Here is a 23,875-nt window from a genome sequence, read left to right as displayed (position 1 = left end):
CTCCCCGACTGTCAGGTGGTTGTCCGACCGTGACTCGCCCGGTCGGAACGCGGTCTGGGAGCCCACCAAACGTTCTACGGCAGGGAATTGGCGCCGTCTGAGGTGAAGGCTGTCCGGAACACATCGGTTCCGGTCAGCCCACTCAGTTGGGTGCCTGTCGGCGTGACGCAGAGGTAGAGGTTCGCCTCGGCGAACGGGTCGGCGGTGTCGTCGTCCGCGGTGCCGTACTGGCGGGTCCAGACGCGGGTGTGGGTCGGGGAGTACTTGGTCAGCACGCCGTCGAACTTTCCTAGCGATGTCTCCAGCGCGCCGTCGGTGAAGCCTGCTACGTAAAGGTTCCCGGCGGCGTCCACGGCGACCGCGGCGGCCTTGTCGTTGGTCGGCGTACCCAGCTGGTCCCGCCAGGTCAAGGTGCCGTCGGAATCGGCGCGAGCGATCAGGAAGTCCTTGTCACCGGTGAGTGTTCCGGCGAAGTCGCCTGCTGTGTAGCCGGCCAGATAGACGCCACCGCTCGGGTCTGCTGCCAGCGCCCACACCTCGTCCGATGCGGGAGTGCCCAGCTGCTTCACCCATAGCGGATCGCCATCAGGTGAGTAGCGGGCCAGGAAGCCGTCCACGCCACCGGCCGAGGTGCCGAGCGCACCAGCTGTCATCCCCGCCAAGTACACCGAACCGTCCGAGACTGCGACCGCCATGCCCTTCTCCTCGCCGGCGCTTCCGGTCTGTCGCAACCACACCAGCCGACCATCGCCGTCCAGCCGGGCGACGAACACATCCTTGTCACCCTGATTGGCGCCACCCAGCGCGCCCTTCGTGTAGCCGCCGAGATAGACATCCGTCCCGTCGACCGCCACCGAATAGCTGCGATCCGCCGCCCCCGGTACGCCGAACTGTGTCAGCCACCGTCGATTCCCGGCAGCGTCGTACTGCGCCACGAACGCATCGTCCGTGGCGTTCCCGGCATGCGATCCGTCCAGATCGCCGTTCGTGTACCCGGTCACCACGACCCGCCCGTCCGCATCGACGGCGACGCCGTACGCGCGCTCCGTACCGCTCGTCCCGAGTGATCGCGTCCACTCCCGCGAGCCGTCCGCGCGGTACTTGATCAGCGAGACATCCGTCCCGCCGGCGTACGGCTGCCCGTCCAGCGCACCCGCCGCCGCGACCGCCTGATAAACGTTGCCCGAGGCATCAGTCGCGATCCCGCCGGCGCGGTCGTCGCCCGCCGTACCGGTGATCGCGGCCTGCATCGGTGTGGCCGGCGGCTTGCCGATGTAGGTGAAGATGTACTTCGCGCCCTCGGCGAACGTCGGCCCCCACACGTCCCAGTCGTGCCCGCCGTCGACGACGCGGAACTCCGACGTCAGGTTCGGCACCCGGGTCGCCTGGTTGAAGACGAGGTGCGCCTCGAAATCGAGGTCGTGGGTGGCGTCGATCGCCTTCGGGTTCTTGTACTCGTCATCGCCGACCGCAATGTACAGATGCGACTTCAGCCCGGTCGCCGCGAACGACTTCAGCGTCGCCGGCCAGTTGAGCTTCAGGTACGTCGCCTCCGAGAACGGATCCTTGCCCTTGCCGAAGGCACCGAAATCGCGAGTGCTCGAATCGGACGGCGGCAACGGGAAGTACACCGCCGGGCTGAGCGCGATCGCCGCGCCGAACACGTCCGGGTGCGCCAGCGAGTACCGCAACGCACCGGCGCCACCCATCGAGTAGCCGGCGATCGCCCGCCCGGTGCGGTCGGCGATGGTCCGGTACGTCGCGTCGATCTGCGGTACGAAGTCCCGGAAGAACGCGGTCTCGACGGGCCGCCCCGGATCGGACCCCTTGTACGCCGAGTCGACGTACCAGCCGGCCCGGCTGCTCCACGGCGCGTCGGGCATGATCGCGATCGTCGGCGGGATCTCCCCGGCGCCGATCAGCTCGTCGAGCCGGCTCTTCATCTGCGTCCAGGCGCTCATCGAGTCCCCGCGCCCGTGCAGCAGGTAGACGACCGGGTACCGGCGGGTGGACTCGTCGTACCCGGCCGGCAGGTAGACGTTGTAGTTGATGTCCTCGCCGAGGGTTGCGGACCGCGCGGCGGCGGTCTTGATGACGCCGGGCGCCGCAGCAGGCGCAGCGGACCCGGCGGGCGCGGCGATCGAGCCAGGTACGACGAAGCTCCCGACCAGCGTGGCGGCGGTCAGGGCAGGCAGCAGCAGTTTCCTCACAGGTCAGGTTGTAATCGCTTACGTAAACGATTACAAGACCCTGCTCACTTGCCGGTGAAGGTGGGCTTCTCCTTCGCGACGAAGGAGGCGACGGCGTTGTGGTGGTCCTCGGTCGCCCCGGTCAGCTGCATCTGACCCGCCTCGAACGCCAGCGACTCGGCCAGCGTGTGGGTGGCCGAGTAGTTGACCGACTGCCGCACGGCGCCGTACGCGACCGTCGGGCCCTTGGCGAGCTTCCCGGCCAGCTCGGCGACGGTTGCGTCGAGTTGATCGGCCGGTACGACGGAGCTGGCGAGGCCGAGGTCGAGCGACTCGGCCGCCGGAATCGTGCGGGGGAAGTACAGCAGCTCGAGAGCCTTCGCGCGGCCGATCAGGCGGGGCAGCGTCCAGGAGATGCCGGTGTCGCAGGACAGCGCGATACCGGTGAAGGCGAGGTTGAACCCGGCCGTGTCGGCCACGACGCGGAAGTCGCACGCGAACGCCATCGACGCGCCGGCGCCCGCCGCGACTCCGTTGACCGCCGCGATGACCGGCTTCGGCATCTCGGTGAGGGCCAGGGCGATCGGCGCGTAGTGGTCCGGCACCGTGCTCCACAGTGCGGCCTGGTCGTTGGCCTGCAGCAGTCCGATGTGCTCCTTCAGGTCCTGCCCGACGCAGAACGCGCGGCCGGTGCCGGTCAGTACGACGACTCGCACGGCGGGGTCTTCGGCGGCGGCTTGCACGGTGTCGCGGAGCAGAACTTTGGTCGGCGTGTCGAGCGAGTTCATCGCGTCCGGCCGGTTCAGGGTGATGGTGGCCACGCCATCGGAAACGGCGTACACAACGGAGTCACTCATCGTGGTCAGCTCCTTGACTGTCGGTGAGAATTTCAGTGCAGTGTCAGGCAGTTGTCGACGAAACGCCCGGCCGCGGGGCCCAGTCGTTCGGCGTGGAAATCGAAGAATTCGGCCGCCCTGGTCCCGGCCCAGTCGTCCGGCAGCAGCTCGTCCGGCAACCCCGGGTCCCGGAACAGGAACTTGCGCCACTCGTGCACCAGCTCGGACCGGACGGCGAACGCCTGCTCGTCCCCGCTGCCGTCGGTGGACTCGCTGCCCGCCTCGTCGACCAGCGCCTTGGCCTCGATCAGCCAGGCGTCGTACGACGCGCCGAGCTCGTCCAGCTTCCAGACCCGCCGGGCGAACTCCACGGCGCCGTCGTCGACCGGCGCCCGGAACCGGTCCGCGGCGATCCCTTCCATGCCGAGAATCTGGTCGACCTCGGTGTCGTTGCGCAGCCCGACCCAGGCGCCGTCGGACAGCGGAGCCCAACCCAGAAAGGCGAGTTGGCTCGCCAGCTGCTCCCGGCGGCGCGCGTTCGGCACCTCGCGCAGGATGCCGAGGTGCCAGTGCCGGTCCCAGTCGCCGGGGCCCTCGGAGCCGGTGACCACCGGCGTCCCGTCCGGCGCGGTCCGGTAGATCCGCGCGGCGGCGTCGTCGAGGCGGCGACGCGCCCGGGAAGTCAGCGCGTACCCGGGCTGACCCTCGATCCGGACCGGCTCCAGCCAGCCCTGCCGGACCATCCGGGACACGGCGGTCCGCACCGCCGGCGGATGGACGCCGAGCGGCGCGAGCAGCTGGACCAGGGCCGCGACCGGGGCGCGCGCGCCACGCGCGCGCAGGTGGTCGCCGTACAGGTCGAAGAGGGCTGAACGGGCGTGCACAAGACTCGAGTCTGCCGTATGGTGCACGGCTCTGGCCTGGGATCGGGAATAATGGGGTCTGATACACACTGCGATACGCGCCGACGGCGCATCACCGCAACGGCGCCGGCGACGGTTCCCCGCGCGGTGTCGTCGCTCAACACCGACACTGGGAAGGGGTGCGCGCATGGCGGCGATGAAGCCGCGGACGGGCGATGGTCCGCTCGAGGTCACCAAGGAGGGCCGGGGGATCGTGATGCGGGTTCCGCTCGAGGGCGGCGGCCGGCTCGTCGTCGAGCTCAACGCAGACGAAGCGACCGAGCTCGGAAACGCGCTCAAGGCTGTCGTCGGCTGACCAGGTTCCCCCCGGAGTGTCTTCGCACTCCTCTGACAAATCCTGCGACCCCGGTGGGTGTCTTTTCCGGCACCGGCCGGGGTCGTTACGGTTGCACCCTATTGTGATCAAACTCCAGTGAGGTCCTCCTAGTGGCTCGCCGCAGCAGCAGTTCGTCCCCTTTTCCCAGCCTTCCGGCCGTCGTCTGGCAGCCCGGTCTGCCGGTGCACGGTTCCCAGACCTGGGTGATCGTCGCCGGTGACGACAGCGGTCTGCCGGCCGCCGCGAAGGAGGCCGGCGAGCGTCTCGGCGTCGACCTCGACCGGCTGCTCGAAGTACAGCAGGCGACCGGGTTCAGCCCGTCCGCCGGCGCCGTCGCGGCGTACCCGCTGCTGACCGGCGACGTGGCCGAGGTCGTCCTGGTCGGTGCCGGCGACGGCAGCGCCAAGGACCTGCGACACGCCGGGGCGGCGATCGCCCGGTTCGGCCGCGGCAAGGACGAGCTCACCACTGTTGTTGCCGAGGGCATCGATGACGCGGCGCTGCAGGCGTTCGCCGAGGGCGTCGTCCTCGGCTCGTTCTCGTACACGCTGAAGACGGTCGACCCCGGCGAGCCCGCGGTCGGCAAGGTCACGCTGACCGACGGTACGGCGGACGCGCGGCAGCCGGTCGTCGACCGCGGCGTCGTGGTCGGCCGGACCGGCTGGCTGGCCCGCCAACTCGCGATCACGCCGTCCAACGAGAAGGACCCGGCCTGGATGGCGGCGCGGGCGACCGAGGTGGCCGCCGCGACCGGTCTCGAGGTGACGGTCTGGGACGAGAAGAAGCTTGCCGCCGACGGTTTCGGCGGCATCCTCGCGGTCGGTCAGGGCTCCACCCGGCCGCCGCGGTTCATCCGGCTCGACTACGTGCCGGACGGCGCGACCAAGAAGACGCCGTACGTCGTGCTGGTCGGCAAGGGCATCACCTACGACACCGGCGGCCTGTCACTGAAGCCGCGCGAGGGCATGGTGTCGATGAAGCGCGACATGACCGGCGGCGGTTCGGTGATCGCGACCATGTCGGCGCTGCGCGAGCTCGGTGCGAACGTGCGCGTGACCGGCCTGATCTGCTCGGCGGAGAACATGCCGTCAGGTTCCTCGTACCGTCCGGACGACGTGATCCGGCACTACGGCGGCCGGACCACCGAGGTCAAGAACACCGACGCCGAGGGCCGGCTGGTGATGGCCGACGGGCTCGCGTACGCCGTCAAGGAGCTGAAGCCGGACGTCCTGGTCGACATCGCCACGCTGACCGGCGCGATCAAGGTGTCGCTCGGCGCGATGCTGTACGGCGGCATGTTCTCGACCGACGACGCCCTCGCCGACAACCTCGCCGACGCCGGCCGGATCTCGGGTGAGGAGCTCTGGCGGATGCCGCTGCCGCCGGAGTACGAGGACCTGATCGCGACCCCGATCGCCGACTCGGTGAACAGCTCGAAGGGCCCGGGCTCCATCACCGCCGCCCTGTTCCTGAAGGCGTTCGCCGGCGACATCCCCTGGGCCCACCTCGACCTCTCGTCGATCGCCGAATCCCCGGCAGATCGCTTCGAGTACTCCATCGGCGCCACCGGCGCCGGCGCCCGCCTCCTCACCACCTGGCTCACCGCGCCCCACCCCACCGCCGGCATCGCCTAACCCCCCACCTCGCCCCCCGCGCCCGCATCCCACACCCACCCGCGCCCGCATCCCACACCCGCCCCCGCGCCCGCCCCGCACACCCGCGCCCCACGCCCGCGCCCCACACTCCGTGCCCGCGCACCGAGCGACGAGATGGGTTCACCCATCCCGTGGTGGGTTCCCACCCCGTAATGACGGTGGTGAACCCACCACGCGGTGGGTGAACCCATCGCAGGTGGGTTGTCCACAGATTGGGGAAAGGGGGGCGCGGGGAGGGGGTGGGGGGATTGATGCTGGAGGGGTGAATCCAGAGTTGGCGCGGGTTGCGGTCTCGCAGGGCGGCGTGGTCAGCCGTGCCCAGGCGATGAGTGCCGGGTATACCCCGGAACAGATTCGGGAACGTCTGACCGATGGCAGGTGGGAGCGGGTTCGGCGCGGTCAGTACGCCGAGCGTGCCGACCTCGGCGCCTTGGCGCCCTGGGACCGGGAACTGTTTCGTCACCGGCGACTCGTTCACGCCGCGATGAACGCCATGCGGCCAGGCTCGGCAGTGGTGAGCCATCATTCGGCGTTGGTTCTGCACCGCATTCCGGTGTGGCGTGCGAACCTCGCCGAAGCTCAGCTGACGCGGACGAGCGGACGCGGCGAGGTGAAGGCAGGAGTCCGCCATCATCAGGGCCTGCTCACCCCGGCAGACCTCACGCAGACAGACGGACTGGCCGTCACCTCGGTGCCGCGGGCCGTGGTCGAAACCGCGAGTACGACGTCGTTCGAGGCCGCCGTCGTCAGCCTCGATGCGGCTTTGCGCCGTCCAGAGGTGACCGTCGGCGAGCTGCATCGCCTGCTGACCGTGACCGACTGCTGGCCGGGCGGTCCGACCATTCGGCTGGCGCTTGCTTTCGCCGACCCGCTGGCCGAATCCGTCGGCGAATCACGGCTTCGCGTTCTGATACACAACGAGGGGCTGCCGCCTCCGGTGCTGCAGGCCGTGTTCGAGGACGACGCCGGATTCATCGGCCGGGTGGACTTCTACTTTCCGGACTACAACGCTGTTGTCGAGTTCGATGGCCTGCTGAAGTACGCCGACGGCTCGCGGCACGTACTGATCCAGGAGAAGCTCCGTGAGGACCGCCTCAGTGCATTGGGGCTGCACGTCCTCCGCCTCACGTGGGCCGACCTGGCCCACCCGGCACGTACGGCGCAGCTCATCCGCGAGTTGTTCGACCGCTCCCGGCGTACACGCATCGCGGGCTGACCCACTCCGTTGTGGGTTCCCCGCCGGTGTTACGGGGCGGGAACCCACAACACGGTGGGTGAACCCACCTAAGGCGGGCGGGCGAGCGGACGGGCGGCGAGGCGGCGGGGCGGGCGGCGAGGCGGGGTGCGGCGGGGTGCGAGGTGGCCGCGGCGGGGCGGGGCGGGGCGGGTGCGGGCCGGCGGGGTGCGGGGGGTTGGGGCCGGGGGCAACGGTTAGGGGGTGGTGATCGCGTCGAGTTCGGTGATGGCGTCCGGGGGGAGGGTGAGGTCGCGGGCGGCGAGGTTTTCGCGGAGGTGGGTGAGGGAGGACGTGCCGGGGATGACGACGCTGGTGGATGAGCGTTGGAGGAGCCAGGCCAGGGCCACCTGTTGCGGGGTGGCGGTCAGGCGAGCGGCGACCGGCGCGAGGGTTTCGGACTGGAGTGGGGTGAAACCGCCCAGCGGGAAGAACGACGCGAACGCGATGTTGTGCTCGGCGGCGTAGTCGACCACGGCGTCGTCGTCGCGGCGGACGAGGTTGTAGAGGTTCTGGACCGTGACGATCGGGGCGATCGCCTGGGCCTCGCGGATCTGGGTGATCGTGACGCCGCTCAGTCCGAGGTGCTTAATCAGGCCCTCCTGCTGCAGTTCGGCGAGAGCCGTGAAGGACTTGGCGATCGAGTCCTCGCTGCCGCCGTCGTGGGCAGCGGTGCGCAGGTTGACCACGTCGAGGGTGTCGAGGCCCAGGTGTTCGAGGTTCTCGTGGACCTGCGCCTTCAGGTCGTCCGGCTCCAGGGACGCGTTCCACGAGCCGTCGTCGCCGCGCCGGGCGCCGACCTTGGTCACCAGGTGCAGGTCGGCCGGGTACGGGTAGAGCGCCTCCTTGATGATCTCGTTGACCACGGTCGGGCCGTAGAAGTCGCTGGTGTCGATGTGCGTGACGCCGAGGGCGACCGCTTCCCGCAGTACGGCGATCGCCTGGTCGCGGTCCTTCGGCGGACCGAAGACACCGGGGCCGGCGAGCTGCATAGCGCCGTACCCCATGCGGGTGATGGTGAGGTCCGCGGCGAGGGTGATGGTTGAGTTGGTCATGTCTCCACTGTCGTGCGGCGCGCGCGGGAGAGGGAGTGCCCCGCTGTTCCTGGGAGTGACAGGACCCAGGCACGCGGGCGCGGTCCGGATTACCGTGGGAGCCATGGAGAGTACGAACGCGCTGGGCGACTACCTCCGGGCCCGGCGCGAGCAGGTGCGGCCCGAGGACGTCGGCATCCGGAGCATCGGCCTGCGCCGGGTGCCCGGGCTGCGGCGCGAGGAGGTCGCGATGCTGGCCGGAATCAGCTCGGACTACTACCTCCGCCTCGAGCAGGGCCGTGACCGCAATCCCTCGGGGCAGGTCCTCGAGGCGCTGGCCGAGGTACTGCGTCTTGACGCCGATGCGACCGACTACCTGCGAGGTCTCGCGCAGGAACGGCCGTCCCCGAAGCGCCGGGCCGGTGAGAAGGTCCCGGACAGCATCCTGGAATTGATCGACGGCCTGCCCAACCACCCGGCGTACGTGCAGAACAAGTACACGGACTGCCTGGCGGTCAACCCGCTCTGCGCCGCGCTGTCGCCGAACTACGCGGTCGGCGTGAACCTGCTCTCCGCGGTCCTGCTCGATCCCCGCGAGCACGAGATGCGCCGCGACTGGGACGACCTGACCGAGGAAGGCGTCGCCATCCTCCGCACCGAGCTCGGCCCGAACGTGAACGACCCGCGCCTGAAGGAGCTGGTCGGTGACCTGTCCGTGCGCAGCGAACGTTTCCGGCAGCTGTGGGCGCGGCATGACGTCCGCCCGCGCAAGGGCCGGCTCAGCCAGTTGACGCATCCGGCCGTCGGCGACCTCGATCTCCGCTCCGACAAGCTGACGATCGGCGGCACCGACGGCATGACGCTGGTCGTCTTCCACGCCGTACCGGGGTCGCGCGATGTCGAGTCGCTGGCCCTGCTGGGCAGCCTGATCGCATCGAACGACGAACTGCCGCAGCCGAACCAGCCGAGCCCGAAGGACTAAGAGCTCTTCCGGGCCCGGTACGCCGCGACCGTGGTCCGGCTCGCGCAGGCGTTGGAGCAGAACCGGCGCGTCCGGTTCCGCGACTGGTCGACGAAGTAGTTCCCGCACCCGGCCGCGGCGCATCGGCCCAGTGTCACCGCCGGATCCCCGGCCGCGAGCAGGGCGAGCTTGGCGGCAATCAGTTGGCCGACCCAACGTTTGGCCGGGGTGCCGTTGCGGCCGAAGTGGACGTGCCAGCCGCCGTCGTGGTCGGACAGGTGCATGTCCGGCGGGTACTCGCGCAGCAGCCGGTGTACGGCGTCGGGCGCCGCTCCGTCGACCGACTGCGCCAACGCCGTACGCACGAGGTCCGGCAGGTCGCCGAAATCGCCGTCCGGCGGGGGAGTGATCTCGTGCTCGGTGAAGAACGCGGCGACCAGTTCGCCGTCGAGGCTGAGCGTGCCGGTGTTGGCCAGCTCGACGGCCAGCCGCGTCACGTTGCCAATGTAGTCACCGTATTCCATTTGACCACCTACATCCTCGATCCTTAACGTAGGTGCCATGCTAGCTGATGACACCTACGTTGCCCGTCGTCTGTTCCTCCTCGGGGAGTGGGACGCCGCCCTCGCCGTCCTCGGCCCGGACGGCGATCCCGAGCTGCGCGCCGAGATCGCCGTCGACCGCTGGTTCTTCCGGATCGAGGATCACGACGAGGCCGAGAAGGCGGTCGCGGCCCTCGACCCGTCGTTGTGGACCGCTCAGCTGCTCACCGCGCGACTGGCCTACAGCCGCCTGATGTTCCAGCGCGATCCCCGCCCCGACGACCGCGCTGTGGCCGAGGCCAGCTACCGCGCTGCGGCAACGAGCGGCGACGAACTGCAGCGCGGCTGGGCGGTCTACCACTGGGGTGTCCTGCTGGACAACATCGACGAGGACTCCGCCGGCGCCGTCGCGCGGTACGAGGAGGCGTTCGAGATCGCGACGAAGTACGGCGACGACTTCCTCGAGTCCTACATCATCCGGCACCTCGCCCATCTCAAGGCGCCCGCCGAGGGGACCGCGATGCTGCGTCGCTCACTCCACCTCCGCGCCGCGCTCGGCGCCCGGCCCCAGACGATCGCGGCGCAGGCCGTTCTCGCCGACGACCTCCCTGAACACGACCCCGAGCGCGCCGAGCTCATCCGGACCTACCGCCCGGGCGCGGAAGAACTGCGCATCGGTTGGCTCAAGCCCACCGGCTGAACGCACGGATGATCTCCGGGTACGCCGCGTACGCCGTACCGCTGTGGTCGACCGCGCCCATCGAGTGAACCGTCACGTCGGCTCCGCGTGCTTTCAGCCGGGCAGCGCAGGCGTCGGCGTTCGCGGCCACCACGTCGGTGTCCTTCGTGCCGCTGTACAGGTGCACCGGGACGCGTGGGGTCCAGTCGCGGCAGACCTCGTCGGCAGCGCGAAGCGCCCGCAGGAACCGGCCGGTCGGATGCTGCAGCTGCTTGACGAACGCCGGCGTGAACAACTTCTGCGGCGAGTCGGGTAGCGCGGCAACGATCTCCTCGTCGGAGTGCGTGCCGTCGAACAGCCCCTCGACGGTCGCGGCGTACGGCGCCTGGAACACTTCCCGCGGATCGTCGTACAGGCCGACAGTCCGGTTCCACGCGGTGATGAGGTACCCCAAGTAGAACGTCGCCGTCGGCGGGAGGACGCCGCCGGTGGAGATCGCCGGGAACTCGCTGCCGAGCAGGTCGTACGGACCGGCGACGGCGCGGATCTCGCCGAGGCGGAACGAGCCGACCTCGCCGCGGCTCAACGCCTCACCGAAGGCCAGCGACGCGCGCCCGCCTTGCGAGAAGCCGGTGACCAGCACATCCCGCTTCAGCACGACACCGTGCTTGGCCGCGAAGGTCCGCGCGGCGAGCAGCAGATCGGCCGAGGAGGTGGTCTCGGTCTTGGTGTCGAGGTATGGCGGCCGGCCCGGACCGAGCCCGAGACCGAGGTAATCCGGCGCGACACCGACGAGCCCCTGACCCGCGAACAGAGCGGTGACCAGTCGATCGGTGGAGGTGTCGTCCACCGACGCCGCGGCCGCCTTGGTCGGGTTCGTCCCGTGCAGGTACTCCGCCACGGTGAGCGCACCCCGGCGCCCGTCCGGTAGTACGACGATGCCGCTCGCGGTCGTCGGCCGCCCGTTGTGGTCGATCGTCCGATAGATCAACCGGTACGCCGTGACGCCGTACGACGCATGTGGTGTGCCTGGGAAGTCAGCGGAGGCGGCGTCCAGCTGAGCTGCGGTCAGTTGCGCCACAGGCACAGCGGACACCAGTGCGCCGCGCGGAGCATGCACGCTGGACACGGCGGCATCGGAGAGCGTCGGCTGACTGACGGCACCGAATGCAGAGACAGGAAAGGCGAGAAGGGCCGCAGCGGCGAGGGTGGCGGCGACGGTCTTCGTCAGGCGAGAAGTCATGACACCAGCCAAGCGCCGGACCGGGACGGCCACGAGGGGCCCTGGCCCCGGACACCTGGTGGAGTTTTCCCCACCATTTCGAGAATCGTCTCAACGAATCGGCGGGTAGGTGTCGTTCAGGAGATGTGCGGAATCGACGACACGTCGTGGCGCTGGTTGCCAACGACATCACCAATGACAGCAGGGTTCTGAAGGAAGCGGCGGTGCTCGCCGACGCCGGGCTCCGGGTCACACTGCTGGGTGTGTCCCAGGACGGCCGGCCGACGGTCGACACCATGGACGGCCGCGCCGTACTGGCCCGGTTGCCGGGCGCCTTCCGGTTCAAGGAGGCCCGGCTCGACCGGCGCAGGCGGCGCCGGGACTGGCGGCTTCCGTTGCTCGGGGCACATGTTCCGGCCGAGGTCTCGCTCCGCAAGGCACTGCTCGCGGCGCGGGGCGCGGACCCGCATCTCGGTAGCGGCCCCGGCCGGAAGCTCGGGCACCAGTTGCGGCAGGTGGCGTTCCTCGCGGCGCGCGCCCGTGGCCTGGCGATCCGGTACGAGAACCGCGCCTTCAAGTTCGGGTGGCGGGCGTGGGACGGTGTCGTGTCGCGGACGCCGTGGGCCGTGAGTTGGCCGGCCGTCGTGCCCGAGGCCTACGACTACGAGGCGATCTTCGGCCCGGTCATCGACCGCCTGGCTCCGGATGTCGTGCATGCCCACGACATGCACGTGATCGGCGTGGCGGTACGCGCGGCCGCCCGGGCCCGCACGGCGGGCCGGACGATCAAGGTCGTGTACGACGCCCACGAGTACGTGCCCGGCATCGCGCGGTACGGCGGTCGTACCCGACGGTTCATCGCAGCCTGGGCCAACCACGAGCGGGACTACCTCCCCGCGGCGGACCGGGTCGTGACGGTCAGCCCGGCGATCGCGGGCCGGCTCGAGCGGGAGCATGCCCTCGACCGCACGCCCGAGGTCGTCCTGAACACCCCGGATGTGCCGGAGGTCGTCCCGATGACCGACGACATCAGGTCCCGCACCGGTCTGCCGCGGAAGGTTCCGCTGCTGGTGTACAGCGGCGGCATCACCGTCGTCCGCGGCATCGACACCGTGATCAGGGCGCTCCGCCGGCTCCCGGAGGTCCACCTGGCAGTGGTCGCAGTACCGTCGCCCGAGGTGCCCGCGGTCGACGTACTGCGCAAGCTCGCGGCCGACCTCGGCGTCACCGAACGCGTGCATTTCGTGCACCCGGTCGAGCCGCGGGCCGTGACAACCTTCCTGGCGACGGCCGACGCGGGCGTGATCCCGATGCTGCGCGCGCCGAACCACGAGATGGCGCTGCCCAACAAGCTGTTCGAGTACAGCCTCGCCGCTCTCCCGCTGCTGGTCAGCGACATGGCGAGCATGCGGGAGTTCGTCACGGGCTACGGCGTCGGCGAGGTGTTCGCGGCCGGCGATCCTGACGACTTCGCCGCCCGGGCCGAGGTGCTGCTTGAACGGCGAGACGTCTACCGGGAGCAGTTGGCGGTGCCGGCGTTCCGGACCGACATCGCGTGGAGCGGCCAGGCCGCCAGGCTCCGGAAGCTGTACGCCGAGCTGCTCGGCCACGAGCTGGGCGAAGGCATCCCGGTCCGTTCCGAGGAGGTCGACGCCGTCCGGCAGGCGGTCTCCTAGCCGATCAGACTCGTGTACAGCTGGACGGTGCGATCCGCGACGGCGTCCCAGCCGAACTCCGAGACCGCCCGGGCGCGCCCCGCCTTGCCCATCGCCTCGGCCTTGGCCGGATTGTCGACCAGCTCGTTGATGCCGTCCGCGAGGCCCCGCTCGAAGGCGTCGGTGTCGTTCTCGTCGTACGGGACCAGGGTGCCGGTCACGCCGTCGTCGACGACCTCGGGGATGCCGCCGACCGCGCTCGCGACGACGGCCGTCTCACAGGCCATCGCCTCCAGGTTGACGATGCCGAGCGGCTCGTAGATCGACGGGCAGCAGAACGCCAGCGCGTGCGTCAGGACCTGCCGGACGTCTTCGCGCGGCAGCATCTCCGAGACCACGAACACGCCGTCGCGAGCCAGCCGGAGATCCTCGATCAGCGCATCGGTCTCGGCCTTCAGCTCGACCGTGTCGGCGGCGCCGGCCAGCAGGACGAGCTGCACCGACGGGTCGAGGCGCAGCCCGGCCCGGAGCAGGTGCGGGACGCCTTTCTGCCGGGTGATCCGGCCGACGAACGTCACGTACGGGCGGTTCAGGTCGACACCGAGCCGTTCGAGTACGTGGGTCGACGGGTCCGGGTGGTAGAACTCGGCGTCGATGCCGTTGGAGATCACGTGGACGCGGGACGGGTCGATCGACGGGTAGCAGTCGAGTACGTCGTCGCGCATCCCGCGGCTCACCGCGACCACGGCGTCGGCCGCCTCGTACGCCGTCTGCTCGGCCCAGCTCGACAGCCGGTACCCGCCGCCGAGCTGCTCGGCCTTCCACGGGCGGCGCGGCTCGAGCGAGTGCGCCGTCACCACGTGCGGTACGTCGTACAGCAGCTTGGCCCAGTGGCCGGCCATGTTCGCGTACCAGGTGTGGGAGTGCACGAGCTGTGCGTCCCCGACCGCGGCCGTCATCGTGAGGTCCGTGGAGAGGATGCGCAGCGCCGCGTTCGCGGTCGGCATCCGCGGGTCGTCCTCGGAGTGCGCGACCGCGCCCTGCCGGGGCTCGCCCATGCAGTGCACGTCCACGTCGATCAGCCGGCGCAGCTCGCGGACCAGGAAGTCCACGTGCACCCCGGCTCCGCCGTACACATCCGGAGGATATTCACGCGTCAGGATGGCGACCTTCATGAGCCCGACGATAGGTCATCAATCCATGTGTGTCGGCACCCAGAACCTCAGCTTTCCGTGTCGTTCGTCTTCCAATTCGCCACCGGCCGCCTCGATCACCTTGCGCGAACCGACGTTGCCCGAGTCGCAGGTGACCAGTGCCGGCTCGATGTCGAGGGCGGCCGCGATCGGGAGCGACTGGGTCAGCATCTGGGTCGCGTACCCGCGGCGCCGCGCCGACGGGCGAACGCAGTACCCGATGTGGCCGGCCACCTCGAGCAAGGCCGGAGTGAGCCAGTGGCGCACCGACAGCCGGCCGAGGAACTCGATCCCGTCCACGAACCACAGCACTGTCTGGTGCACGATCCCCGGTGGCAGCTCGGTCGCCGGGTCGGCCTCGGCCCGGATCGCCTCGACCAGCCGGTGGAACTCCGCCGGGTCCGCCGCCTGCTCCCGGGTCCACTCCTCGTCGTCGTCCGCGATCGACTTCGCACCCATCCACCGCTCATGATCCGGACCCAGCTCGTCCCAGGCCGCGAGAAACGATCGGTGAACGGCAGTGGTCGGTACGACGAGGATCGGCATCTGTCCAGTGTGGCGACACTCGCAAGCGCTTATGAACCCGGGCATCCGGAGCTAAGGTGCGGACATGGCAAAGGCGCCCAGAGTTCTCGGAATTGTGCTGGCCGGTGGTGAGGGGAAGCGGTTGATGCCGCTGACGGCGGACCGGGCCAAACCGGCTGTGCCGTTCGGGGGAAGTTATCGCCTCATCGACTTCGTGCTCTCGAATTTGGTGAACGCCGGTTATCGAAATCTCTGTGTGCTCACGCAGTACAAGTCGCATTCGCTGGACCGGCACGTCACGCTGACCTGGCGGATGTCGACCCTGCTCGGCAACTACGTGACCTGCGTTCCGGCGCAGCAGCGGCTCGGCCCGCAGTGGTACCAGGGCAGCGCGGACGCGATCTACCAGTCGATGAACCTGATCAGGGACGCCGATCCGGAGTACATCGTGGTCTTCGGCGCCGACCACGTGTACCGGATGGACGCGTCCCAGATGGTCGCCGCGCACATCGAGCGCGGCAACGGCGTGACCGTGGCCGGCATCCGGGTGCCGCGGGTGGAAGCCACCGAGTTCGGCGTGATCAAGACCGGTGCGGACGGGCACGTGATCGAGGAGTTCCTGGAGAAGCCGGCCGATCCGCCCGGCCTGCCGGACTCGCCGGACGAGACGTTCGCCTCGATGGGCAACTACGTGTTCAGCCGCGACGTCCTGGTCGAGGCGCTGCGCAAGGACGCCGCCAACCCGGCCTCGCGGCACGACATGGGCGGCGACATCGTCCCGATGCTCGTTGCCGAGGGCAAGGCCGGTGTGTACGACTTCCAGGAGAACGACGTACCGGGCGCGCTCGACCGCGATCGCTCGTACTGGCGCGACGTCGGGTCGCTGGACTCGTACCACGAGGCGCATATGGACCTGGTGTCGATCCAGCCGGTGTTCAACCTGTACAACTCCGACTGGCCGATCTTCACTTCGCACCCGCAGCTGCCGGGCGCGAAGTTCACCGACGACGCGACCGTCGGCGAGTCGATCGTCTGCCAGGGCTCGATCGTGTCCGGCGCGCACGTGGACCACTCGGTCCTCGGTGCGAACGTGATCGTCAGCGCCGGCGCGGACATCCGGCACTCGGTGATCATGGACAACTGCAAGATCGGCAAGGACGTCGTGCTGAAGAACGTGATCCTGGACAAGAACGTCGTGGTCCCGGACGGCGTCGAGATCGGCGTCGACCCCGACTACGACCGGGAGCGTGGCTTCACCGTGTCCAAGGGCGGCGTGACCGTGCTCGGCAAGGGTCAGGTGATCGAGCCGCCCAAGGCCGCGGTCCAGGCTGACGAGGTTGCCGAGGGGTGACGACCGAGGCTCAGGCCCTGGCCCTCGATGCCACCGACGCAGGGCACCGGGATCTGTTCGACGTGCCGCCCGCACAGGGCGGCGACTACCCCGAGGTGGCGTACTTCGCCGGCAACTCGCTGGGGCTGCGGCCGAAGGCGACCCGGGCCGAGCTGCTCGAGGACCTCGACGCATGGGCGGCGCTCGGGGTCGAGGGGCATCTGGACGCTGTCAGGCCCTGGCTGCCGTACCACGAGCTGCTGACCGGTCCCGCGTCCCGGCTCGTCGGGGCGTTGCCGAGCGAGACCGTGGTGATGAACTCGCTGACCGTCAACCTGCACCTGCTGATGGTGTCCTTCTACCGGCCGACGCCCTCGCGGCACCGGATCGTGATCGAGGACGCCGCGTTCCCCTCGGACAGTTACGCTGTCCGGTCGCAGGCCACGTTCCACGGGTACGACGCCGAGGACGCGGTCATCCGGCTGCGTCCGCGACCCGGCGAGGACAGTCTGCGGACGGCGGATGTGGTCGAGCAGCTCGGTGCCGATGTCGCGCTCGTACTGCTCGGCGGCGTGAACTATCTGACCGGCGAGTTGATGGACATCCCCACGATCACCAAGGCCGGTCATGCGGCCGGTGCGGTCGTCGGATGGGACCTGGCACACGCGGCTGGGAACGTGCCGTTGGCCTTGCACGACTGGGACGTCGACTTCGCGGCCTGGTGCTCGTACAAGTACCTGAACTCGGGTCCCGGGGCGCTGGCCGGTGCGTTCGTGCACGAGCGGCACCTCGGGACGGACGTGCCGCGGTTCGAGGGCTGGTGGAGCACCGAGGCGGCGACGCGGTTCGAGATGACACCCGAGTCGCGACCGCCGGCGACTGCCGACGCGTGGCAGGTGTCGAACCCGCCGATCTTCTCGATGAGCCCGGTCCGGACGTCGCTCGAGCTCTTCGACAAGATCGGCATCGAGGTACTGCGGGAGCGGAGTGTGCGATTGACGGCGTACCTGGAGGCGCTCCTCGCGGATGTGCCGTTGCAGGTGATCACGCCGAGGGATCCGGTGAAGCGAGGAGCTCAGTTGTCGTTGCGGGTTCGGGGTATGGGGGCGGGTGAGCTGTCGCGGCGGCTGCGGTTCGAGTACGGCGTGATCGCGGACGCGCGGGAGCCCGACGTACTGCGGCTGGCGCCGGTGCCGCTGTATTCGACGTACCACGACTGCTGGCGGGCCGCCGCGGCGTTGGCCGAGGTGATGGCATGAAGGTCGCGATCGTCGGCGCCGGGTTGACTGGTTCGTTGCTCGCGTGCTTCCTTGCCCGGCGTGGGTTGTCGGTGACGCTGTACGAACGGCGGCCGGACCCACGGGTCGCGCAGGTCGAGCGCGGGCGGTCGATCAACCTGGCGATCTCGGAGCGCGGGCTGGACGCGTTGCGGCGGATCGGTCTGGTCGACGAGGTGATGGCTGACGCGCTGCCGATGAAGGGCCGGATGATCCATCCGGTGACCGGGCCGCTGGACTTCCAGGCGTACTCGGTGTCGGGGGACCGGGCGATCAACTCGATCAGCCGCGGAACGCTGAACAACGCGCTGCTCACGGCGGCATCGGCCGCCGATGGTGTCTCGGTCGAGTTCGAGCACCGGCTGGTGGAGCTGGACTCTGCCGCCGGCCGGATGGTGTTCGCGACGCCGGCCGGGAAGGTGTCGGCGACCGCGGATGTCGTGCTCGGTGCCGATGGCGCCGGGTCCGCGGTGCGTGAACAATTGCTTGCCGAGGGCATCGTTGCGGAGAACGTCGACTTCCTCGACTACGGGTACAAGGAGCTGTCGATCCCGGCGGCCGACGGCGAGTTCGCGCTGGATCCTGGCGCGTTGCACATCTGGCCGCGCGGTACGTCGATGATGATCGCGCTGCCGAACCCGGACAGGTCGTTCACCTGCACGCTGTTCTGGCCGGCCGGGTCGTTCGACGCGCTCACCGCGGCGGCCGGGATCGAGGACCACTTCCGGATCAACTACCCCGATCTGTTGCCGTTGGCACCGAACTTGATCGACGACTATCTGAACAACCCGGTCGGCGTGCTCGGGACCGTGCACACGCTGCCCTGGCAAGCGCACGGGCGTACCGCGTTGCTCGGGGACGCCGCACACGCGATCGTCCCGTTCTACGGCCAGGGTGCGAACTGTGCGTTCGAGGACGTGGTCGAGCTCGACCGCTGCCTGGACGACACCGGCGGCTCGTGGGCGCGCGCGCTCCCGCTGTTCGAGGCCCGGCGCCGCGAGAACACCGAAGCGATCGCCGAGATGGCGCTGGCCAACTTCGTCGAGATGCGCGACAAGGTCGCCTCCCCGGTCTTCCGCCTGCAGAAACAGGTGGAACACGCCCTCGAGCGCGCGCTTCCCGGCCGGTACGTGTCCCGCTACGAGCTGGTCTCCTTCTCCACCACGCCGTACGCCGAAGTCCGACGCCGGGTCCACCGCCAGCACCAGTTGCTGGCGGCAACAGCTGTCGCGCTCGGCGCCGGCTTCCTGGCGATCACCCGCCGGAGGTCCCGCCGATGACGCTCTGGTCCTCCGAGTTGCTGACCGGGCAACCCCGTTCGGTGGGGTTGCTGCAGCACTTCGTCGGCGGTGAGTTCGTCGAGAGTGCTTCGCGGTTCGCGAAGGTTTCGCCGGTGACGGGGGAGCAGATCTTCGACGTGTGCGAGGCTGACTCGGAGACCGTCGACGCGGCCGTGCAGGCGGCAAGGGACGCTTTGCGCGGACCGTGGGGGCGGATGAGCGAGCAGGAGCGGGCCGCCGTGCTGCGCCGGGTCGCGGACCGGTTGGAGGAGCGGTTCGAGGATCTGGTGGCGGCCGAGGTGGGCGACACCGGGAAGTCGATCAGCCAGGCGCGGACGCTCGACATCCCCCGCGGGGCGGCGAACTTCCGCGCGTTCGCGGACTTCGCGACGACGATCCCGACCGAGTCGTACACCACGGTCCTTCCGGACGGACGGCGCGCGTTGAACTACGCCGTACGCAAACCCGTCGGCGTGGTCGCGATCGTCGTGCCGTGGAATCTTCCACTGCTCCTGCTGACGTGGAAGGTCGCGCCGGCGCTTGCCTGTGGCAACGCGGTGGTGGTGAAGCCGTCCGAGGAGACGCCGTCGTCGGCGACCGTGCTGGCCGAGGTGATGGCCGAGGCCGGCGTACCTGCCGGCGTGTTCAACCTGGTCCACGGCTTCGGGCCGTCGTCGGCGGGGGAGTACCTGACCCGCCACCCGGGCGTGGACGCGATCACGTTCACCGGCGAGTCCGCGACCGGTACGGCGATCGGCAAGGTAGCAGCCGACCGCGTGAAGGCCGTGTCCTTCGAGCTCGGCGGGAAGAACGCCGGTCTGGTCTTCGCCGACTGCGATCTCGACGCCGCGGTCGAGGGATCGGTCCGCTCGGTCTTCACCAACGGCGGGCAGGTGTGCTTGTGCACCGAACGCTTGTACGTCCAGCGATCTGTGTACGACGAGTTCACCGAACGCCTCGCCGCGCGGGCCGACGAGCTGACCTACGGCTGGCCGGCCGACGAAGCCACGATGAACATGCCGCTGATCTCGAAACAACACCGCGACAAGGTCCTCTCGTACTACGACCTCGCTCGGGCGGAGGGCGCCGACGTGCTCGCGGGCGGCGGCGTACCGACTTTCAACGACGCGCGCGACGGCGGTTGCTACGTACAACCAACCGTGGTCACCGGCCTGCCGGCCGACGCCCGCACCAACCGCGAAGAGATCTTCGGCCCGATCTGCCACGTAGCGCCGTTCGACACCGAGGAGGAGGCCTTCGCCCTCGCCAACGACAGCGACTACGGCCTCGCGGCAACAGTCTGGACCCGTGACGTGGGCCGCTCCCACCGCGCCGGCGCTGCCCTCGACGTAGGCCTGTGCTGGATCAACACCTGGTTCCTCCGCGATCTCCGAACCCCCTTCGGCGGCGTGAAGCTGTCAGGCGTCGGACGCGAAGGCGGCCGGCACTCGGTGGACTTCTACACCGAAACCACCAACGTCTGCGTGGAGCTCACGTAATCAGCGGCTGGATCAGCGGCCCGACCTTGTCGGTGCCGATGAACCCGCCCAACTCGGTCAGGTCGTCGATCACCTCCTGGACGAGATCCGCGAGCGGCTGCGATGCCAGGACGGCGTCGAGTTGCTGCTGTGCGGCCTCCCGATCGCCGAGCGCGGTCAGGTAGAGCACGCGGTTGAACGCGCCCTGCGCGTCGCTGTCCAGGTCGATCGAGGGGTGTTCCTGGGCTCCGATCGCTGCCCGGAGCATCTCCTCCGCGGGCGCTGACTGACCGAGCTGCCGAAGACTGAGTGCACGCCGGTAGAAGGACCAGTCGTCGGTGGGATCGATCGCGAGGGCCTGACCGAAATCCGCCAGGGCAGCCGGATGATCACCCATGACCTGGTAGGTCTGGCCTCGTCCGATCCAGCCCCATTCGTCGCCTGGGGCAACCTCGATGACGCGGCTGAAGTCCCGCAGCGCCTGCTCGTACTGCCCCATTCGGCGGTGGAGCTCACCGCGCAGGCCGACGGTCGTGCTGTCCTCCGGATCGAGCTGGACAGCGCGATCGAAGTCGAGCTGCGCGGCTGCGTTGTTCCGCATCCGTACGAAGACCAGCCCGCGCTGCTGCGTTGCCCAGGCGTAGTCCGGGTCGATCTCGACGGCACGGTTCAGGTCCGCCAACGCCTGGTCGTAGCGGCCTTGGAGCCGATGGATCAGACCCCGGCGCGCCGGCGGCCAGGAATAGTCGGGGTCGATCGCGGACGCGCGGTCGAACTCCGTCATGGCGCGGTCCAGGTCACCGCTGTCGTGGTAGGCCGTCCCACGCGTTGCGTAGGCCTGCGCGGAGGTGGGTTCGATCTCGATCGCCAGGTCGAGATCGGCAACCGCCTCCTGGTACCGGCCGAGGTCACGCAGGAGCTCGGCCCGGCTGATGAGCATCCAGGTGATTCTCGGCGCAAGGGCGATCGCCCGGTCGAGATCCCCGAGTGCTTCCGGGATACGGCCCAGGGACTGGTACACCTGGCCGCGGGTGCCAAGTGCCCACCAGTCGTCCGGATCCAGCTCGGTCGCGCGATCGAGATCGGTCAGCGCCTCGTCGAACCGTTCCGTGTCCCGGAAGAGGTCACCTCGCCGGCCGAGCAGGTAGGGATTGTCGGGGTCGGCCGCGATCTGGCTCGACATGTCCGCCAGCTCCTGCTCGATGTTGTCGGCGGCGAGGTGGGTCAGGGTTCGGACGCTCAACGCCCAACGGTCCTTCGGATCGAGGGCCAGGGCTCGGCTCACGTCCGCGATCGCCTCGGGATACCTCTTGAGCGTGCGGTACAGATTCGCCCGTTCGGTCAAGGCCCAGGTGTACTCCGGATCGATCGCCAGCGCACGGTTGAGATCGACGAGTGCTTCCGCGTACTGCTTCAGGTCGTGCAGGAGCGAGCCGCGGGCGGCGTGGAACCAGGCGACCGACGGATGCAGTTCCAAGGCGCGTCCGTAGTCGGCTCGCGCCTCGTCGTACCGCTCCATGTCCTGGTAGATCGAGCCGCGGTTGGCGAAGTGCCAAGGATCGGCAGGATCGATCTCCAGTGCGCGATTGATGTCGTCGAGCGCGGCGTCGTACTGCCTGAGCGTTTGGTGAACCGAGCTCCGGGCGGTGAGCGCCCACTCGTACTCGGGGAAGAGCTCGATCGCGCGGTCGAGGTCTGCCAGCGCCTGCTGGTAGTTGCCCAGGTTGGAGTGGACGTCGCCGCGCCAGCCGATGATCCAGTAGACGCCGGGACGCAGTGCGTCGGCCTTGTCCAGGTCCTTGAGGGCGGCTGCCGCGTCGCCGAGCTGTTCGTGGACCTGGCTTCGTTCGGCCAGCGCCCCGCCGCGGTGCTCGTCGTCCAGAGTCCGGTCAGCCGCGAGGCTCGACAGCAGGAGGAGTTCGCCGTCCGGGCCTCCGCGCAGCCACCTGGTCAGCTGCTCGCCGCGGATCCGGATGTCCTCGAGTCCGGTGTCCTGGCCCGCCTGGGTGATCATCTCGGTCCATCGGGCGACGCTGTCGGCCCGGCCGTAGCCCTCGACGAGACTGCTCAACGCACTGGGCAGCGACGGCGAACCGGTGGCGCACAGCTTGTGGTACTCCTCCTCCAGCTTGAGGTCGCGCCAGCGGTTGTCCTTCCGGCTCTCGCGATCGGAGAGGTTGAGGGCTCGGCGGCGAGCCTCGTAGTGCGCAGCCAGCGCGTGGTGCCGGGCGGTCCACTCCTCCGGGGCATCGCGGCGGATCGACCGGAGCATCGGCGTCCGGACGACGTCGTGGTAGCGGTAACCGTCGGTGTGGCTGACCACGAAGGGGAGGCGGCGGAGCCAGTCGAAGTCGTCGGGGCCGCAGCCCGCGACGGCGAGGACTTCCCGGTCGATCCGACGAGGCAACGCACCGGACAAAGCGGCCGCGTGCCGTCGAGGATCCGGCTCCCACTTGAGGAACCTGTCGACTGCGGTCTCGCTCGGGTCACCGAGCTCGGCTGTGCCGTGGACGGCCGAAGACTCGGCCAGCGTCGCGACCAGGACCGGCAGCCGGCCGGACAGCTTGAGGATCAGCTCCACGGTGGCGGAATCGTCGACGCCTCGAGCGGTGAGCAACTGCCGCGCTTCGTCCGGGGTGAAGACGTCGAGTCCGATGTCGGTGCGGATGCCCAGGTAGTCGGCCCAGAGATTCGCATCCAGCGGCCGTTGACCAGAGATGGTGAAGACGATGTTCGCCGGCAGGTTGCCGTGCCGTCCCTCCAGCAGTTCGAGCAGCCAGTCGTTGAGGAACTGCCCGGTCCGCTCGAACGTGTCGATGAACAGCCCGATCGGATGCCGTTCCCCGATCGCCCGGAGATCTCCGACGAACGCGGCGGTGAGCACGTCGACCGGCGACAGCAGCAGCTCGATGTCCTGGTGCCTGGTGAACCGGCGGGCCAGGAACGCCCGCGCCTGATCGGCTTGGAGCGCGGCCGCCTCCTTGTCGATCTCGCCGGTGAAGGCACCGACCCCGGGGATCTGTTCGGTGGCGCGCAGGCCGATCCGCACGGCCGACCGGGTCAGCAGCGACGAGATTCCGGACGGTGCGCCCGGATCCGAGTCGACGGTGAGCCGATGCTTGCGGTACTGCTTCAACTTGTCGGTGAAGTCCGGGCAGTCGGCCTTGCCTTCGGCGAGGCCGCGGGCCAGCAGTTCGATCGCCGACGGTACGTCGACGGCGGCCTCGTCGACGTACCCGGTGACGTACTCACGGCTGCGGGCGACCCGCTCCCATTGGCGAACCAGGGAGGTCTTGCCGATGCCGGCATCGCCGTACAACGTGAAGATGAACCGGCGACGCGGATCGTCCAACGGCAGCGAGAGGTTCTGCTCGAAAGCTCGCAGCGAATCGGTTCGCCCCACGAAGGCTCCGGACTGCCTGCCGCGGATCACGTCCTGCAGCGAGAAGCCTTCGTCGGTCACCTTCAGCCCCCCGGCGCATCGCCCGAAATGACACGTTGATGTGCAACGTCCGATGCTATCGGAGTGCCATGGGCCCGGCTACG

Annotated in this window: 19 protein-coding genes; 10 read left to right on the top strand and 9 right to left on the bottom strand. The window is 69.4% G+C overall.

The features are described from left to right. Window positions 1-74: 74 nt before the first annotated feature. Genes OHA18_RS05490 through OHA18_RS05480 form a run of 3 tightly spaced genes read right to left on the bottom strand, consistent with a single transcriptional unit; the run spans window position 75 to window position 3,909 of the window. Window positions 75-2,210 (bottom strand): alpha/beta hydrolase-fold protein, encoded by a 2,136-nt coding sequence (locus tag OHA18_RS05490; RefSeq protein ID WP_329002587.1) that lies wholly within the window; start codon window positions 2,208-2,210, stop codon window positions 75-77. Between the two features lie 44 nt (window positions 2,211-2,254). Further along, entirely contained in the window at window positions 2,255-3,046 is a 792-nt protein-coding gene (locus OHA18_RS05485; RefSeq protein WP_329002586.1) for an enoyl-CoA hydratase/isomerase family protein, read from the bottom strand. A gap of 32 nt (window positions 3,047-3,078) precedes the next feature. Beyond that, window positions 3,079-3,909, bottom strand: a complete 831-nt coding sequence (locus OHA18_RS05480) for a PaaX family transcriptional regulator (RefSeq protein WP_329002585.1) — start codon at window positions 3,907-3,909, stop codon at window positions 3,079-3,081. A gap of 166 nt (window positions 3,910-4,075) precedes the next feature. On the opposite strand from OHA18_RS05480, the gene OHA18_RS05475 reads away from it, so the two are divergent. From OHA18_RS05475 to OHA18_RS05465, 3 genes are all read left to right on the top strand, one after another. Further along, window positions 4,076-4,243, top strand: a complete 168-nt coding sequence (locus OHA18_RS05475) for a DUF3117 domain-containing protein (protein ID WP_012923066.1) — start codon at window positions 4,076-4,078, stop codon at window positions 4,241-4,243. Window positions 4,244-4,446: 203 nt separating this feature from the next. Beyond that, entirely contained in the window at window positions 4,447-5,898 is a 1,452-nt protein-coding gene (locus tag OHA18_RS05470) for a leucyl aminopeptidase family protein (protein WP_329002584.1), read from the top strand. Between the two features lie 283 nt (window positions 5,899-6,181). Continuing rightward, window positions 6,182-7,135, top strand: a complete 954-nt coding sequence (locus OHA18_RS05465; RefSeq protein ID WP_329002582.1) for a type IV toxin-antitoxin system AbiEi family antitoxin domain-containing protein — start codon at window positions 6,182-6,184, stop codon at window positions 7,133-7,135. 215 nt (window positions 7,136-7,350) lie between these two features. Here OHA18_RS05465 and OHA18_RS05460 read toward each other — a convergent pair whose 3' ends face one another. Beyond that, on the bottom strand, window positions 7,351-8,208 hold the full coding sequence (locus OHA18_RS05460; protein WP_329002581.1) for an oxidoreductase: 858 nt from the start codon (window positions 8,206-8,208) through the stop codon (window positions 7,351-7,353). Between the two features lie 103 nt (window positions 8,209-8,311). Between OHA18_RS05460 and OHA18_RS05455 the strand changes: the two genes are divergently transcribed. Beyond that, entirely contained in the window at window positions 8,312-9,169 is an 858-nt protein-coding gene (locus OHA18_RS05455) for a helix-turn-helix transcriptional regulator (RefSeq protein ID WP_329002579.1), read from the top strand. Here OHA18_RS05455 and OHA18_RS05450 read toward each other — a convergent pair. Next, window positions 9,166-9,672, bottom strand: a complete 507-nt coding sequence (locus OHA18_RS05450; RefSeq protein WP_329002577.1) for a CGNR zinc finger domain-containing protein — start codon at window positions 9,670-9,672, stop codon at window positions 9,166-9,168. The two genes, OHA18_RS05455 and OHA18_RS05450, sit on opposite strands and share 4 nt — an antisense overlap. 37 nt (window positions 9,673-9,709) lie before the next feature. On the opposite strand from OHA18_RS05450, the gene OHA18_RS05445 reads away from it, so the two are divergent. Further along, window positions 9,710-10,390, top strand: coding sequence for a hypothetical protein (locus OHA18_RS05445; protein ID WP_329002576.1), 681 nt, complete (start codon window positions 9,710-9,712; stop codon window positions 10,388-10,390). Here OHA18_RS05445 and OHA18_RS05440 read toward each other — a convergent pair. After that, window positions 10,374-11,612, bottom strand: coding sequence for a hypothetical protein (locus tag OHA18_RS05440; RefSeq protein ID WP_329002575.1), 1,239 nt, complete (start codon window positions 11,610-11,612; stop codon window positions 10,374-10,376). The genes OHA18_RS05445 and OHA18_RS05440 overlap by 17 nt on opposite strands. A 125-nt stretch (window positions 11,613-11,737) precedes the next feature. Here OHA18_RS05440 and OHA18_RS05435 point away from each other — a divergent pair, with 125 nt between their 5' ends. After that, window positions 11,738-13,267 carry a glycosyltransferase gene (locus OHA18_RS05435; protein ID WP_329002574.1) on the top strand — a complete coding sequence of 510 codons (1,530 nt, stop codon included), beginning with the start codon at window positions 11,738-11,740 and terminating at the stop codon, window positions 13,265-13,267. Here the strand turns inward: OHA18_RS05435 and glgA are convergent. Both glgA and OHA18_RS05425 read right to left on the bottom strand, forming a co-directional pair. Beyond that, window positions 13,264-14,421, bottom strand: coding sequence for a glycogen synthase (gene glgA, locus OHA18_RS05430; protein WP_329002573.1), 1,158 nt, complete (start codon window positions 14,419-14,421; stop codon window positions 13,264-13,266). The genes OHA18_RS05435 and glgA overlap by 4 nt on opposite strands. Before the next feature lie 18 nt (window positions 14,422-14,439). Continuing rightward, entirely contained in the window at window positions 14,440-14,985 is a 546-nt protein-coding gene (locus OHA18_RS05425) for a GNAT family N-acetyltransferase (protein ID WP_329002571.1), read from the bottom strand. Window positions 14,986-15,049: 64 nt separating this feature from the next. Between OHA18_RS05425 and glgC the strand changes: the two genes are divergently transcribed. Genes glgC through OHA18_RS05405 form a run of 4 tightly spaced genes read left to right on the top strand, consistent with a single transcriptional unit; the run spans window position 15,050 to window position 20,350 of the window. After that, complete coding sequence (gene glgC / locus OHA18_RS05420; RefSeq protein WP_329002569.1) at window positions 15,050-16,315, top strand: glucose-1-phosphate adenylyltransferase; 1,266 nt, start codon at window positions 15,050-15,052, stop codon at window positions 16,313-16,315. Beyond that, window positions 16,312-17,553, top strand: coding sequence for a kynureninase (gene kynU / locus OHA18_RS05415; protein ID WP_329002568.1), 1,242 nt, complete (start codon window positions 16,312-16,314; stop codon window positions 17,551-17,553). The genes glgC and kynU overlap by 4 nt, the downstream gene beginning before the upstream one ends. Next, the gene (locus OHA18_RS05410) at window positions 17,550-18,851 is read left to right on the top strand and encodes an FAD-dependent oxidoreductase (RefSeq protein ID WP_329002567.1); all 1,302 of its coding nucleotides are present in this window, start codon (window positions 17,550-17,552) and stop codon (window positions 18,849-18,851) included. Before kynU ends, OHA18_RS05410 begins: the two co-directional genes overlap by 4 nt. Continuing rightward, the gene (locus OHA18_RS05405) at window positions 18,848-20,350 is read left to right on the top strand and encodes a 2-hydroxymuconic semialdehyde dehydrogenase (RefSeq protein ID WP_329002566.1); all 1,503 of its coding nucleotides are present in this window, start codon (window positions 18,848-18,850) and stop codon (window positions 20,348-20,350) included. The genes OHA18_RS05410 and OHA18_RS05405 overlap by 4 nt, the downstream gene beginning before the upstream one ends. Here OHA18_RS05405 and OHA18_RS05400 read toward each other — a convergent pair. Then, complete coding sequence (locus OHA18_RS05400; protein ID WP_329002564.1) at window positions 20,343-23,792, bottom strand: tetratricopeptide repeat protein; 3,450 nt, start codon at window positions 23,790-23,792, stop codon at window positions 20,343-20,345. The two genes, OHA18_RS05405 and OHA18_RS05400, sit on opposite strands and share 8 nt — an antisense overlap. Between the last annotated feature and the right edge of the window lie 83 nt (window positions 23,793-23,875).

The organism is Kribbella sp. NBC_00709, from assembly GCF_036226565.1.
Lineage (GTDB): Bacteria > Actinomycetota > Actinomycetes > Propionibacteriales > Kribbellaceae > Kribbella.
Note: the sequence above shows the minus strand (reverse complement) of the source record. Positions and strands in the feature narration are given on the sequence as shown.

What these genes read in the sequence shown, in the direction of transcription:
- OHA18_RS05485 (WP_329002586.1), bottom strand. Translation starts at nt 3,046, where the DNA reads ATGAGTGACTCCGTTGTGTACGCCGTTTCCGATGGCGTGGCCACCATC.
- OHA18_RS05475 (WP_012923066.1), top strand. Translation starts at nt 4,076, where the DNA reads ATGGCGGCGATGAAGCCGCGGACGGGCGATGGTCCGCTCGAGGTCACC.
- OHA18_RS05460 (WP_329002581.1), bottom strand. Translation starts at nt 8,208, where the DNA reads ATGACCAACTCAACCATCACCCTCGCCGCGGACCTCACCATCACCCGC.
- OHA18_RS05455 (WP_329002579.1), top strand. Translation starts at nt 8,312, where the DNA reads ATGGAGAGTACGAACGCGCTGGGCGACTACCTCCGGGCCCGGCGCGAG.
- OHA18_RS05450 (WP_329002577.1), bottom strand. Translation starts at nt 9,672, where the DNA reads ATGGAATACGGTGACTACATTGGCAACGTGACGCGGCTGGCCGTCGAG.
- OHA18_RS05445 (WP_329002576.1), top strand. Translation starts at nt 9,710, where the DNA reads ATGCTAGCTGATGACACCTACGTTGCCCGTCGTCTGTTCCTCCTCGGG.
- OHA18_RS05440 (WP_329002575.1), bottom strand. Translation starts at nt 11,612, where the DNA reads ATGACTTCTCGCCTGACGAAGACCGTCGCCGCCACCCTCGCCGCTGCG.
- glgA (WP_329002573.1), bottom strand. Translation starts at nt 14,421, where the DNA reads ATGAAGGTCGCCATCCTGACGCGTGAATATCCTCCGGATGTGTACGGC.
- OHA18_RS05425 (WP_329002571.1), bottom strand. Translation starts at nt 14,985, where the DNA reads ATGCCGATCCTCGTCGTACCGACCACTGCCGTTCACCGATCGTTTCTC.
- glgC (WP_329002569.1), top strand. Translation starts at nt 15,050, where the DNA reads ATGGCAAAGGCGCCCAGAGTTCTCGGAATTGTGCTGGCCGGTGGTGAG.
- OHA18_RS05410 (WP_329002567.1), top strand. Translation starts at nt 17,550, where the DNA reads ATGAAGGTCGCGATCGTCGGCGCCGGGTTGACTGGTTCGTTGCTCGCG.
- OHA18_RS05405 (WP_329002566.1), top strand. Translation starts at nt 18,848, where the DNA reads ATGACGCTCTGGTCCTCCGAGTTGCTGACCGGGCAACCCCGTTCGGTG.